The 12,321-nt window shown below is 57.4% G+C and carries 15 protein-coding genes and 1 pseudogene; 4 read left to right on the top strand and 12 right to left on the bottom strand.

Annotated elements, in window-relative coordinates; translation table 11 throughout:
• Window positions 1–17: 17 nt before the first annotated feature.
• From tolR to aspS, 7 genes are all read right to left on the bottom strand, one after another.
• Window positions 18–464, bottom strand: a complete 447-nt coding sequence (gene tolR / locus ARC85_RS04190; RefSeq protein ID WP_011785184.1) for a protein TolR — start codon at window positions 462–464, stop codon at window positions 18–20.
• 33 nt (window positions 465–497) lie between these two features.
• On the bottom strand, window positions 498–1,187 hold the full coding sequence (gene tolQ / locus ARC85_RS04185) for a protein TolQ (RefSeq protein WP_011785185.1): 690 nt from the start codon (window positions 1,185–1,187) through the stop codon (window positions 498–500).
• A 38-nt stretch (window positions 1,188–1,225) separates the two neighbouring features.
• Window positions 1,226–1,645, bottom strand: coding sequence for a tol-pal system-associated acyl-CoA thioesterase (ybgC, locus tag ARC85_RS04180; protein ID WP_011785186.1), 420 nt, complete (start codon window positions 1,643–1,645; stop codon window positions 1,226–1,228).
• Window positions 1,638–2,669 carry a Holliday junction branch migration DNA helicase RuvB gene (gene ruvB, locus ARC85_RS04175; RefSeq protein WP_011785187.1) on the bottom strand — a complete coding sequence of 344 codons (1,032 nt, stop codon included), beginning with the start codon at window positions 2,667–2,669 and terminating at the stop codon, window positions 1,638–1,640. Before ruvB ends, ybgC begins: the two co-directional genes overlap by 8 nt.
• Window positions 2,670–2,829: 160 nt before the next feature.
• On the bottom strand, window positions 2,830–3,459 hold the full coding sequence (gene ruvA / locus ARC85_RS04170; protein ID WP_286714341.1) for a Holliday junction branch migration protein RuvA: 630 nt from the start codon (window positions 3,457–3,459) through the stop codon (window positions 2,830–2,832).
• A 30-nt stretch (window positions 3,460–3,489) separates the two neighbouring features.
• Entirely contained in the window at window positions 3,490–4,017 is a 528-nt protein-coding gene (gene ruvC / locus ARC85_RS04165; RefSeq protein WP_286714340.1) for a crossover junction endodeoxyribonuclease RuvC, read from the bottom strand.
• A 69-nt stretch (window positions 4,018–4,086) separates the two neighbouring features.
• Window positions 4,087–5,886 (bottom strand): aspartate--tRNA ligase, encoded by a 1,800-nt coding sequence (aspS, locus tag ARC85_RS04160; RefSeq protein ID WP_286714339.1) that lies wholly within the window; start codon window positions 5,884–5,886, stop codon window positions 4,087–4,089.
• 32 nt (window positions 5,887–5,918) lie between these two features.
• On the opposite strand from aspS, the gene ARC85_RS04155 reads away from it, so the two are divergent.
• Both ARC85_RS04155 and fabR read left to right on the top strand, forming a co-directional pair.
• Complete coding sequence (locus ARC85_RS04155) at window positions 5,919–6,197, top strand: hypothetical protein (protein WP_286714338.1); 279 nt, start codon at window positions 5,919–5,921, stop codon at window positions 6,195–6,197.
• A 34-nt stretch (window positions 6,198–6,231) separates the two neighbouring features.
• Window positions 6,232–6,858 carry an HTH-type transcriptional repressor FabR gene (gene fabR / locus ARC85_RS04150; RefSeq protein WP_014421258.1) on the top strand — a complete coding sequence of 209 codons (627 nt, stop codon included), beginning with the start codon at window positions 6,232–6,234 and terminating at the stop codon, window positions 6,856–6,858.
• An 11-nt stretch (window positions 6,859–6,869) separates the two neighbouring features.
• Here the strand turns inward: fabR and ARC85_RS04145 are convergent, their stop codons facing one another.
• The 4 genes from ARC85_RS04145 to tadA are packed head-to-tail and all read right to left on the bottom strand — an operon-like array spanning window position 6,870 to window position 10,178.
• Entirely contained in the window at window positions 6,870–7,280 is a 411-nt protein-coding gene (locus ARC85_RS04145; protein WP_153740016.1) for an HIT domain-containing protein, read from the bottom strand.
• A 19-nt stretch (window positions 7,281–7,299) separates the two neighbouring features.
• The gene (locus ARC85_RS04140) at window positions 7,300–8,646 is read right to left on the bottom strand and encodes a UDP-glucose dehydrogenase family protein (protein WP_022991079.1); all 1,347 of its coding nucleotides are present in this window, start codon (window positions 8,644–8,646) and stop codon (window positions 7,300–7,302) included.
• Window positions 8,647–8,679: 33 nt separating this feature from the next.
• Window positions 8,680–9,669, bottom strand: a complete 990-nt coding sequence (galE, locus tag ARC85_RS04135; RefSeq protein WP_286714337.1) for a UDP-glucose 4-epimerase GalE — start codon at window positions 9,667–9,669, stop codon at window positions 8,680–8,682.
• Window positions 9,666–10,178, bottom strand: coding sequence for a tRNA adenosine(34) deaminase TadA (gene tadA, locus ARC85_RS04130; RefSeq protein WP_286714336.1), 513 nt, complete (start codon window positions 10,176–10,178; stop codon window positions 9,666–9,668). The genes galE and tadA overlap by 4 nt, the downstream gene beginning before the upstream one ends.
• Before the next feature lie 408 nt (window positions 10,179–10,586).
• Between tadA and ARC85_RS04125 the strand changes: the two genes are divergently transcribed.
• The gene (locus ARC85_RS04125) at window positions 10,587–11,543 is read left to right on the top strand and encodes an arsenic resistance protein (RefSeq protein ID WP_153740019.1); all 957 of its coding nucleotides are present in this window, start codon (window positions 10,587–10,589) and stop codon (window positions 11,541–11,543) included.
• Window positions 11,544–11,558: 15 nt separating this feature from the next.
• Here the strand turns inward: ARC85_RS04125 and ARC85_RS04120 are convergent.
• Window positions 11,559–11,816: pseudogene (locus ARC85_RS04120) on the bottom strand (mercury(II) reductase); the annotation flags it as partial.
• A gap of 106 nt (window positions 11,817–11,922) precedes the next feature.
• Between ARC85_RS04120 and ARC85_RS04115 the strand changes: the two are divergent.
• Window positions 11,923–12,270: a hypothetical protein gene (locus ARC85_RS04115; protein ID WP_153740020.1), complete on the top strand. Its 348-nt coding sequence runs from the start codon at window positions 11,923–11,925 to the stop codon at window positions 12,268–12,270.
• Window positions 12,271–12,321 lie beyond the last annotated feature (51 nt).

Here is a 12,321-nt window from a genome sequence, read left to right as displayed (position 1 = left end):
ATGTCACCATCTTCCAATTACTGATTATCATTGGGCGCGTCGGTAATCAGGCCAATCCCGGTGGCCCCGGCAGCCTGAAGCTCAGCCATCAGGCGCACCACCACACCGTAGTCCACGTACTCATCGCCCCGGACGAGCACTTCACCGTTGCTCCGTTGGGACAGAATCTTTGCCACCTGGTTGCGCACCTCGTCCAGCGCCATCGGCTCGCTGGCGTCGTCACCCACTTCCAGGTAGTAGGCCCCATTGCTATCCACAGATACGGTGATGGATTCCACGTCTTTGTCCTGCTGAATCGGATCGGAGGTTGTCTCCGGCAGATCCACCTTCACGCCCTGGGTGAGCATCGGTGCCGTCACCATGAAGATCACCAGAAGCACCAGCATCACATCGATGTAGGGGACTACGTTGATCTCAGACATCGGCTTGCGCCGTTGCTGAGGCATCATTCCCATACCTTTCATCTCGCTATACTCCTGTTACCGCCAGATGGCAACTTATGCTGCGGCCTGATCGCTGTTGTGGACCCGGCGATGCAGAATGCTGGAAAACTCTTCCGCAAAGGTTTCATAGTTCTTCAGCAAGGCGTCTGACATGGCCGAGAACCGGTTATAGGCAATGACCGCAGGGATGGCCGCGAACAGGCCCATCGCCGTGGCAATCAACGCCTCAGAGATACCCGGCGCCACCGTGGCCAGCGTGGCTTGCTGCACCTGGGCCAGCCCGCGGAAGGAGTTCATGATGCCCCACACGGTACCGAACAGGCCAACGTAGGGACTGGTGGAACCGACCGTCGCCAGGAACGGCAGATGGGTTTCCAGGCGCTCCTGCTCCCGGGAAAAAGCCACGCGCATGGCTCTTTGGGTACCTTCCATCACGGCGTCGGCATCTCGGCTCTGCTGACGAAGGCGGGAGAACTCTTTGAACCCTGCCCGGAAAACAGACTCCATACCAGAAAACGGCGTTGGCTCCGCACTCACTTCTTTGTAGAGCTGGCCCAGATCCATTCCGGACCAGAACCGGTCCTCAAATTCCAGTTGAGCCTGACGGGCTTTCCGGAAGACCTGCAGGCGCTGGAAAATCAGTGCCCAGGAGACGACCGATGCCAGCATCAGCAAGAGCATGACCAACTGCACCAAAATCCCTGCATTCGCAATCAGATGCCAGACTGACAGTTCCGTTTCCACTGTTCACTCCCAAGTAGTTTTGTAAATCTTTCAACAAATTATACGAAATTCTTAAGAATTTCCTGCATATTTTCCGGAAGACGCCGGGGTTTACCGGTATCCAGTGCAACACAGGCCACACGGACGTCTGCATCACACAGCAACTGCCGATCATCCGCCCGATACACGCATTGCCGAAAGCCCATCCAGACCCGAGATGCCGCTTTCAGCTCAGCCGTAACCAGCAACTGATCATCCAGCTTCGCGGGCATCCGGAAGTGCAGATTCATCTTTTGCACCACGTAGCTGATGTTGTGCTCCAGCCCCGCACGAAGCCCGACACCCTGGCTACGGACCCACTCCGTTCTGGCACGCTCCATGTAGTGCAGGTATTTGGCATGAAAAACAATGCCACCGGCATCTGTATCTTCTATGTAGACCCGAACCGGCAATTCAAAGCTGGCAGAGGGATCACTCAAACAGGTCGTCCTCCCGGCCGGATCTGGGCGGCACCACTCCGAAATGCTGGTAGGCATTCGACGTTACCATACGCCCTCTCGGTGTACGCACCATGTACCCCTGCTGAATCAGGAACGGCTCCAGTACGTCCTCAATGGTACCCCGCTCCTCACTGATTGCGGCCGCCAGACTCTCCACACCCACCGGGCCACCATCAAATTTCTCGATCATGGCCAGCAACAGGCGACGGTCCATGTGGTCGAAGCCCTGGCTGTCCACCTTCAGCATGTTCAGTGCCTGGTCGGCAATATCCGCCGTGATATGGCCATTGGAGCGCACTTCGGCAAAATCCCTGACCCGGCGCAGCAGCCGGTTGGCAATCCTCGGGGTTCCCCGGGACCGGCGGGCAATCTCGAACGCCCCAGCCTCGTCGATTTCCACCGACGACAGCCGGGCCGAACGGGTAATAATATGGGTGAGGTCCTGGTGATTGTAGAACTCCAGGCGCTGGACAATGCCGAACCGGTCTCTCAGTGGCGACGTCAGCAGACCAGCACGAGTGGTTGCCCCAACCAGCGTAAACGGCGGCAGATCGAGCTTGATAGACCGTGCAGCCGGCCCTTCACCAATCATGATATCCAGCTGATAGTCTTCCATGGCCGGATAGAGCACTTCCTCCACCGCCGCACTCAGGCGATGGATCTCGTCGATAAACAGGACGTCGCCTTCCTCGAGATTGGTGAGCATGGCAGCCAGATCTCCGGCCTTTTCCAGTACCGGGCCGGACGTGGTCTTGATCGAGACACCCATCTCATTGGCAATGATGTTGGCCAGGGTGGTCTTACCAAGCCCGGGAGGGCCGAAAATCAACACATGGTCCAGCGCTTCCTGGCGGCCCCGGGCAGCGGAGATAAAAATCTCCATCTGTTCGCGTACCGTAGGCTGGCCCACATACTCGGAAAGCAACGTCGGACGGATGGCCCGATCATGCACTTCCTCATATTCTCCGGCCTTGGCCGATATCAATCGGTCCGATTCAATCATGGCATTATCCGCTTGCTGGGAATAAACAACATGCCCGCTGGCTCACCCTGTAAGTCAGGTTGCACCAATTGTACAAAGGGGCGCTTGTGAGTCACGTTACGCTCTATACACATTGGTGTCATGGTTCTGTGGCCATAGCCAACACAAAAACGCCGGGTTGTTACCCGGCGGGAATCATATTCTTCAGGGCCAGACGTATCAGCGTTTCGCTGTTCATATCCGGGCCGGCCACCTTGCTGATCACTTTGGCCGCCTCCTGGGGCTTGTAGCCAAGCGCAATCAATGCGGCCTCAGCCTCCTCCCGTGGGTCAGGGCTACCCAGGCTCGCCGTACCCGCCCCGGCTCCAGCCGGGACATCGGGCTGGGACGGGACGAACTGCCCTTCCAGCTGCCCTATCCTGTCGGCCATTTCAATCAACAGCCGCTCGGCCGTTTTTTTGCCGACACCGGGCAGTTTGACCAGCGAATTCGCATCCCGTGCCTCAACACAGCGAATGAATTGTTCCGCATCCAGGCCCGACAGAATACCCACCGCAAGCTTGGGCCCAACACCGTTAACCTTGATCAGCAGCCGGAACAGATTTCGATCCAGACGGGAGGCAAAACCATAAAGGCTCTGGGCGTCTTCACGAACGGCGAAATGGGTATGAAGGATCACTTCCTGCCCGGTCTCGGGCAGATGAAAGAACGTGGTGTAGGGAATGTCAATTTCGTAACCCAGGCCAGAACACTCCACCAGCGCCTGCCCAGGAGACTTTTCAATCAGCATTCCTCGGATTCGACCAATCAAACGGGCTCTCCTGTCGCGGCAAACCGCCGCTTATGGTTGGCGTACACGGCCGCTTCGGACTTTACCTCCGGTCCTGGCCATACGTAATACGCTCTGATTCATATGGGCATGGCACAGGGCAATGGCCAGGGCATCGGCGGCATCCGCCTGTGGTTTTCGGGACAGCCCCAGAAGCGCCTGCACCATGTGCTGCACCTGGGATTTATCCGCTCCACCAGTACCCACCACCGCCTGCTTCACCTGTCGGGCAGAATACTCATGGACCGCCAGGCCGCTGTTGGCGGCACTGACGATTGCAGCTCCCCTCGCCTGACCGAGCTTCAGGGCCGAGTCCGGATTCCGCGCCATGAACACCTGCTCGATAGCGAACTCCTCCGGGCGATATTCGCCAATCAGCACGGCGAGACTGTGGAAAATGGTCTGCAGCCTCTCCGCCATTGGCTTTTCACCTACGCGAATGCAGCCACTGTCGAGGTACTCAAGAACCCGGCCTTCAGAACGAATAAGACCGTAACCAGTGATTCGGGAGCCGGGGTCTACCCCCAGGATGATTGCCATCCGTCTGCCCTCGGAAGTGGGAGAGTTTGGCCAGGCCGGAGGTGGCGCACCACCTCCGGCATTGTGCCCTTACTCTTTGTCTTCTGCCTTGTTGCCTTCAACGGCCTTGGCAGAGCGGCGCAGGCGAATGTGCAGTTCTTTCAGCTGCTTTTCATCAACCTCGCCCGGCGCCTGGGTCATCAGACAGGTGGCGCTCTGGGTTTTCGGGAAGGCGATGACATCGCGGATAGACGAAGAACCGGTCATCAGCATCACCAGGCGATCCAGGCCAAAGGCCAGGCCACCGTGCGGCGGGCAACCGAACTTCAGTGCATCCAGCAGGAAGCCGAACTTGGCGCGGGCTTCTTCCTCACCAATGCCGAGGATGCGGAATACGGCTTCCTGCATCTTGCCATCGTGGATACGGATGGAACCACCACCCAGCTCGGTACCGTTCAGAACCATGTCATAGGCACGGGACAAGGCGTTCGCCGGGTCTGCTGCCAGATCTTCCGGACTGCAGGACGGCGCCGTGAACGGGTGGTGAATGGCGGTCAGATTGCCATCCGGCAGCTCCTCGAACATCGGGAAGTCTACAACCCACATTGGTGCCCACTCGCAGGTAAGCATATTGAGGTCGTGTCCTACCTTGATACGCAGGGCGCCCAGGGCTTCATTCACGACGGTAGCCTTATCAGCGCCGAAGAAGACGATATCGCCATCTTCCGCACCTACGCGCTCCATGATGGCCAGCGCAACGTCGTCACCCAGGAATTTCACGATTGGCGACTGCAGGCCTTCGGCACCCTTGGCCAGTTCGTTTACCTTGATGTAGGCCAGGCCCTTGGCACCGTAGATACCAACAAACTTGGTGTAGTCATCAATCTGTTTACGGGTCAGCTCGGCACCCTTGGGCACGCGAAGGGCGGCGACACGGCCTTTCGGATCTTTGGCGGGACCAGCGAACACCTTGAAGTCCACGCTTTCCACCAGATCACCCACATCCTGAAGTTCCAGAGGGATACGAAGGTCCGGCTTGTCGCTGCCGTAACGCTGCATGGCTTCAGAATACGGCATGCGCGGAAACTCCGGCAGCTCAACATCCAGCACATCCTTGAACAGGGAACGAATCATTTCCTCGTTCAGGCCCATCAGGGTTTCTTCATCAATGAAAGAAGCCTCGATGTCCACCTGGGTAAACTCGGGCTGACGATCGGCACGCAGATCTTCATCGCGGAAACACTTGGCAATCTGGTAGTAGCGATCTACACCAGACACCATCAGCAACTGTTTGAACAGCTGCGGCGACTGTGGCAGAGCGAAGAAGGAACCTTCGTGGGTACGGCTCGGTACCAGGTAGTCACGGGCACCTTCCGGGGTGGCACGGGTCAGGATCGGGGTTTCCACATCCATGAATCCGCGGCTGTCCAGGAAGTTACGGATGTAGCTGGTCACACGGGAGCGGAACCGCAGACGGTTGATCATCTCCGGGCGACGCAGATCTACGAACCGGTAGCGCAGGCGAACATCCTCACCCACATCGACGTGCTCATCCAGCGGGAACGGCGGGGTGGCGGCTGCGTTCAGAATGACCAGCTCTTTGCCCAACAGCTCGACCTGGCCGGTGGGCATGTTGTTGTTCTCGGTACCCGCCGGACGACGACGAACGCGGCCGGTCACCTTGATAACAAATTCGCTGCGGACTTTCTCCGCCAGAGCAAAACTTTCAGGGGTGTCCGGATCGACCACAACCTGAGACATGCCATCCCGATCTCGCAGATCCAGAAAGATGACCCCACCGTGGTCACGGCGGCGGTGTACCCATCCGCAGAGTGTGACTTCCTGATCGATGTGAGATTCGTTAATCCCACCGCAATAATGGCTGCGCATATCGGTTCCCGTTCGTTCTGAATGTGTTCGCGTTGAATCAAAGCATTTGGGCGCGCTGGTGGGGATGGCTTTCCGAAACCGTGGTAGCCATGGATGGCGAAGCCGAGCGTACATGGATGTATTCACAGCGTGTTTCGGAAAGCCATCCCCACCAGCGTGCTTGCCGCATCTTGGGGCTGGCTGCAAAGTTAGCGGCCAAAGCCGAAAAGCCGCCCATTATAAACACAATGACAGGGAAAATCAGGCGTCCGGAAACAGAATTGACACCGGATATCCGGCAGCGGGATGACTATCAAAAAACCGGGGGCTAGAATGCATGGTTTGACCGGACCATGGAGTAAGACGTTGGCCACCCGAGCGGAACAGAAACTGAAAACCCGTCGCGCACTGATGGACGCCGCCCTCGCTCAGCTGAGCGCAGACCGGGGCTTTGGCAGCCTGAGTTTGCGGGAAGTGGCCCGGGAGGCCGGCATTGCCCCCACCTCCTTTTATCGGCACTTCGCCGAGCTGGACGAACTTGGCCTGGCCCTGGTGGACGAAGGCGGCGTGGCCCTGCGACAGCTGATGCGCCAGGCCCGTAAACGTATTGCCCGGGACGGCAGTGCGATTTCCACTTCGGTGGATACCTTCATGGAGTACCTGGGCAACAACGCCAACCTGTTCCGCCTGATGCTGCGGGAGCGCACCGGCGTATCCAAGCCGTTCCGGACGGCGGTGAAAGCAGAGATCGACCATTTCGTAACGGAGCTGGCCGACGACCTTGGCCGGTTTGCCGACGAACAGAACAAACCCCTTGCGGAAGCCAGGATTGTCGCCGAAGCCATGGTGACACTGGTCTTCAATCAGGGCGCTGAGGCGCTGGATGCAACCCCGAAAGAGCGTGAAGAACTCAAGCAGAAACTGAAAACCGAGCTGAGAATGATTCTGGTAGGTTCCCAGACCCTGGCCCAGTGGCAGCAGGGTCTGGATTGAGCTACTAAAGCTTAGGCAAGTTGCTCAAGTAGCGGCTGCAGCTTTGCTTTCACACTGGCTAGCTGCTCTTCTGTGTAAGGCACAGGAGGCTGCTTGCCCCATACCGGGCCGGGCCACGCGGCATCGCCCTCAAACCTCACAATATGATGCAGATGAAGCTGCGGCACCATATTGCCCAGCGCCGCCACATTCATTTTGTCGCCGCCAAACAGCTGCATCATCCCCTCACTCAATGCAGAGGACTCGAACAGCAGGCGTTGCTGCTGCTCGTTCGGCAACTCATAGATTTCCCGAATGCCTGATATGCGGGGTACCAGGATAACCCAGGGCCAGGTGTTGTCGTTCATCAGCAAGACATCACACAGACGGCTTTCCCCCAGCTTGTGGGTATCCGCCGCCAAACGCTCGTGAAGCTGGAACATCAACACCCCTCCCCGACCGTCAGACCGCTGAATGGAACTGGTTACGGCCGCGGCCAATGGCGTAGTAGATCAGGCCATGACGATCCAGCATTTCCGGCTCGTACAGATTGCGACCATCAAACACCACCGGCTCACTCAGGGTTGAGGCAATCACATCAAAGTCCGGTGACCGGAATTCTTTCCACTCGGTGCAGATCACCAATACGTCAGCCCCCTTCAACGCCTGTTCCTTGGTACCGCACAAAGTCAGTCCCTCGTGATCCCCGTAGATGCGCTGGGTTTCTTCCATGGCTTCCGGATCGAAAGCCTGCACCTTCGCACCGGCTTTCCAGAGATCTTCCATCAGGGTGCGGGACGACGCTTCGCGCATATCGTCGGTGTTGGGCTTGAACGCCAGCCCCCACAGCGCCACGGTCTTGCCCTTCAGGTCACCCTGGAAGTAATGCGAGACCTTGTCGAACAGCACGTGCTTCTGGGCATAGTTGACGGCTTCCACTGCATTCAGCAGCTTGGATTCGTAATCACAGTCGCGGGCGGTGCGGGCCAGGGCCTGCACATCTTTCGGGAAGCAGGAACCGCCGTAACCGCAACCCGGGTAGATAAAGTGGTAACCGATACGCGGATCTGAACCGATACCCCGGCGCACTTCTTCAATATCCGCACCCAGCCGCTCGGCCAGGTTTGCCACTTCGTTCATGAAGCTGATCTTGGTGGCCAGCATGGCGTTAGCGGCGTACTTGGTCAGCTCCGCAGAACGGATGTCCATGAAGATCATGCGATCGTGGTTGCGGTTGAACGGGTAGTACACTTCCCGCAACAGATCCGCCGCCTTTTCGCTCTCGGTGCCAACCACAATCCGGTCCGGCTTCATGAAATCGTTGATGGCAGCGCCTTCTTTCAGGAATTCCGGATTGGACACAACATCAAAATCCAGTTCCAGCCCCCGCTTGTCCAACTGGGCACGAACCGCCGCCTTGACCTTGTCGCCAGTCCCGACCGGTACGGTGGACTTGTCCACCACCACCTTGTAATCCTCCATGTGCTGGCCAATGGATTTCGCCACGGCCAGAACATACTGAAGATCCGCAGAACCATCTTCATCCGGTGGCGTGCCAACGGCAATAAACTGGAGAGTGCCGTGTTTGACCGCCTCTTCAGTGTCCGTGGTAAATGCCAGGCGACCAGCCTCAACGGTGTGCTTGACGATGTTGTCCAGGCCCGGCTCGTAAATAGGAATCTGGCCGTTCTTCAGTTTTTCGATCTTGCCCTGGTCAACGTCCATGCACAGCACGTGGTGCCCGACATCCGCCAGACAGGCGCCGGTCACAAGCCCGACATAACCGGTTCCAAAAATCGTAATCTTCATGCAACTCTTCCTGAAAATTTAGAATGAAAACTGTCAGTGGCCTGCTTTCTTTTGCTGCCAGATCTTTTCCCAGGCCAGCGCGGTCCGCACAATGGTATTCAGATCGTCGTAATCCGGCTGCCAGCCCAGCACGCTCTTGATCCGTGTATTATCGGCCATCAGCGCGGCCGGGGCGCCGGCTCGGCGTTCGGTTTCCTGTACCGGGAAATCAACGCCGGACTCGGCTTTCACCACATCGATCACTTCACGCACGGTGAAACCACGGCCATAACCGCAATTGAGTACCTGGGACTCGCCACCTTTGGCCATATAATCCAGCGCCATAACATGGGCCTTGGCCAGATCTTCCACGTGGATGTAGTCACGGATACAGGTACCGTCACGGGTCTCGTAGTCGGTGCCAAACACGCTCATACCATCTCTCTGCCCTGTCACGCACTCGCAGGCTACCTTGATCAGGTGCGTTGCCTCCGGCGTTGCCTGCCCCAACAAGCCGTCCGGATTGGCACCGGCCACGTTGAAATAGCGCAGGATCACGTAATTCAGACTGCTGGCGGCGGCGAGGTCCATCATCATGCGCTCGCTCATCATTTTCGAGGCACCGTAGGGGTTGATGGGCGCCAGCGGAAGGCCTTCCGTCAGTACGGTTTGTTCGGGCATGCCGTAAACCGCTGCGGTGGAGGAAAACACCATGTAGGGAACCTGATGGCGCTCAACCATCTTGAGAAGATTCAGGGTGTTACGGGTGTTATTGCTGTAATACTTAAGGGGGTTGGCAACCGATTCCGGCACCACAATATTGGCGGCAAAATGCAGCACCGCCTCGAATTTGTGTTCGGAGAACACCGCTTCAAGCGCCTGCTCATCGGCGAGATCACCCACCACCAACTCGCCGGCGGTCACGGCCCAGCGATAGCCGGTAGACAAATTATCAAAGACGACAATGTCGTGACCTGCGGCCGCCAGCTGACGCACAACGTGACTGCCAATGTACCCGGCACCGCCCGTTACCAGTACTTTCATGGAGCTTCGCTTCCCTTCCCTGAGTGTTGTTTGCGACGTTGCCGGATTTCACGGCGACGCCGGCTGAAAAATTCAGATATCACCTGGCCGCATTGCTCTGCCAACACCCCAGCGGAAACCTCTACCCGCCAGTTCAGGTGCGACTCTTCCAGGGTTCGCCTGGCTGATTCCACCGCTCCGGCCTTGGGCTCAAGGGCACCAAATACCAACCGGCTAACACGGCTGTGAACGATCGCACCGACACACATGGTGCAGGGCTCCAGGGTGACGTACAAGGTGGCACCGGCCAATCGATAATTGCCCACCCGGGCCGCCGCATCCCGTAACGCCCGGATTTCCGCATGGGCCGTGGGGTCACAGCCGGAAATCGGTGCATTGAAGCCCGCACCCACTTCCTTGCCGTCAAGCACAACCACGGCTCCTACCGGCACCTCACCGGCAGCATCCGCCTGGCTGGCCAGGGCCAGTGCCCGGGTCATCCAGAACTCATCCTCAGCAGCTGTCGTCACCGTCAAACAGCTCCCGGCCGCTTATTCCCACTCTATTATCAATAAGCCATTTTTGTCTTTTATTTTCAACGGCTTATTATACTGATAATCGGTAACACCATGATAAATACCATGCTCAGAAATTCCTTAAAAATAATTTCATTTTTTACTGGCAGCTCCTCTCAACAGGGTCAGAACCAGCCAAACCGGGTAAAAAGCCACCAACCCTGTGGAGACGCCCATCCCCGCTACTGTCAGAAAAAAGGTATAACGCTGACGCTAACCATTTTACCGTATCTCTCCCGACCCAACCTAAAGAGATTTCAGTCCCCCTCGAAGCCTGCCGAAATGCTCAGGGCAAGTGTCGGGAGTTCATTGCGCCCCAATGATACTATCGTGCCCTCGAAAAAACAGCGGGAACAGCCTTAAATGCGCGAACAATTGGAGCGATATCAAGTCTGGCTTTATCTCCTAGCCATCCTGGCCGGCATGACCATCGGCTGGATGTCATCAGAGCAGACCCGTCATTGGGAAGCGCTGCTTTGGCCCGCACTGGGCGTTCTCCTGTACACCACTTTCACTCAGGTACCACTGATACATCTCAGGTCGGCATTTCGTGATCGCCGCTTTCTGGCCGCTTTGCTGACGGGCAATTTTATTCTGATACCAGTGGTCGTTGGTCTTCTATTGTGGCTGTTACCGGATGATCCCGCTATTCGTCTCAGCGTGCTGCTGGTACTGCTGGTACCCTGTACGGACTGGTTTATCAGTTTTACCCATCTCGGTGGCGGGGACGGTGCCCGGGCCATCGCGGCCGCGCCGATCCTCCTGATTGTCCAGCTCATTTTGCTGCCCGTTTACATCTGGCTCTTCATGGGCAATATCGCCATTGAACTGGCGGTTGGCAGCCACTTGTTGCCAGCCTTCTTCGGACTGATTGTCACTCCGCTGATCCTGGCCTGGTTAACCGAACGGCTGACGGAAAAGCACCAGCGAGCGCAAACACTGGTGGACTGGCTTGGGTGTCTGCCCGTGCCATTGCTGGCGCTGGTGGTGTTTCTGATTGCCGGCTCCCAGGTCAGCCTGGTGATCGACAATGGCGCCCTGCTGTGGTCCGCGCTCCTAGTCTTTGTACTTTACCTGGTTGCCGCCGCCATTATCGGCAAGGGGCTCAGCGAACTATTCGGGTTCACACCCACTACCAGCTGCACCCTCACCTTCAGCTTTGGCACCCGAAACTCCTTCGTTATGCTGCCACTGGCCCTGTCACTGCCGGAACCCTGGCGGGCCGCTGTCGTTGTCATTGTTTTCCAATCCCTGGTCGAGTTGTTCGGTATGGTCGCGTATCTGCGCTGGCTGCCGCACCTGATCAGGCATTCCGACTGAGCCGGGAACGCAGCCTTACCCGGCACAACAGGACAATTGAGTCACGTCCTTGGTAAAAGTCTGGGCGCAGTGCTTGAGCCCTTCCACTGTGGTCCGGTAGGGAAACAGCTCTTCAGCCAATTTCTGCACGGTCATATTGGCCCGCATCGCCATGACCGCCGGCATGGCGCGAAGATCGAGCATAGCGTCGCCGCCGGCCATATTGATCCCGGCCCGGCTGCCCCCGGCGGCAGCCACATAGACGAACTGCGGTTGGTCGGTGCAATCGCCCGCCACTCAGGGCAGCGCACTACGGACACACGTAACGCCATGGGAGTCCAGTCCTTTCTATGTGGTTGCCTTTCTGCTAGGCTCACGATCAAATTCCGGGACCACTTGCATGATTAAACGCTGTTTCATAGTCGCAATGACGCTGTTGATTGCTTTGCAGTCAGTGGCATCTATTGCCTATGAAGCACAACCGCACAACCCCGCAATGCCACATTATGATGAGCATTCACACGAATCAGCGGATTTTTCCAGCGAAAATCAGGCAACCAAGTCGTCTCCCGACAGCCCCAGTCATTCAGCGGACCATGGCCATCACAGCCACAGCTGCTTTCACATGGTGTTGCTGGGAACCCTCACAGACATTTCCGGCTTGGCTGCGGGAATAGTACAGTCCGACTACCAAGCCAACTTCACCACCGGGGTTCAATCCTCCCTTTTCCGCCCTCCCGTTTCCTGACCCTGCGAATACCTTCCCCACCCGGGGAACAACTGTCATTTAGACTTTCGT

It is taken from the genome of Marinobacter sp. tcs-11 (assembly GCF_002049515.1).
GTDB classification, from domain to species: Bacteria; Pseudomonadota; Gammaproteobacteria; order Pseudomonadales; family Oleiphilaceae; genus Marinobacter; species Marinobacter nauticus.
The sequence above is the reverse complement of the archived record's forward strand: the minus strand, read 5'-3'. Positions and strand labels throughout refer to the sequence as shown.

What these genes read in the sequence shown, in the direction of transcription:
- tolR (WP_011785184.1), bottom strand. Translation starts at nt 464, where the DNA reads ATGAAAGGTATGGGAATGATGCCTCAGCAACGGCGCAAGCCGATGTCT.
- ruvC (WP_286714340.1), bottom strand. Translation starts at nt 4,017, where the DNA reads ATGGCAATCATCCTGGGGGTAGACCCCGGCTCCCGAATCACTGGTTAC.
- ruvB (WP_011785187.1), bottom strand. Translation starts at nt 2,669, where the DNA reads ATGATTGAATCGGACCGATTGATATCGGCCAAGGCCGGAGAATATGAG.
- galE (WP_286714337.1), bottom strand. Translation starts at nt 9,669, where the DNA reads ATGAAAGTACTGGTAACGGGCGGTGCCGGGTACATTGGCAGTCACGTT.
- ARC85_RS04140 (WP_022991079.1), bottom strand. Translation starts at nt 8,646, where the DNA reads ATGAAGATTACGATTTTTGGAACCGGTTATGTCGGGCTTGTGACCGGC.
- ARC85_RS04115 (WP_153740020.1), top strand. Translation starts at nt 11,923, where the DNA reads ATGATTAAACGCTGTTTCATAGTCGCAATGACGCTGTTGATTGCTTTG.
- ARC85_RS04145 (WP_153740016.1), bottom strand. Translation starts at nt 7,280, where the DNA reads ATGTTCCAGCTTCACGAGCGTTTGGCGGCGGATACCCACAAGCTGGGG.
- aspS (WP_286714339.1), bottom strand. Translation starts at nt 5,886, where the DNA reads ATGCGCAGCCATTATTGCGGTGGGATTAACGAATCTCACATCGATCAG.
- ARC85_RS04125 (WP_153740019.1), top strand. Translation starts at nt 10,587, where the DNA reads ATGCGCGAACAATTGGAGCGATATCAAGTCTGGCTTTATCTCCTAGCC.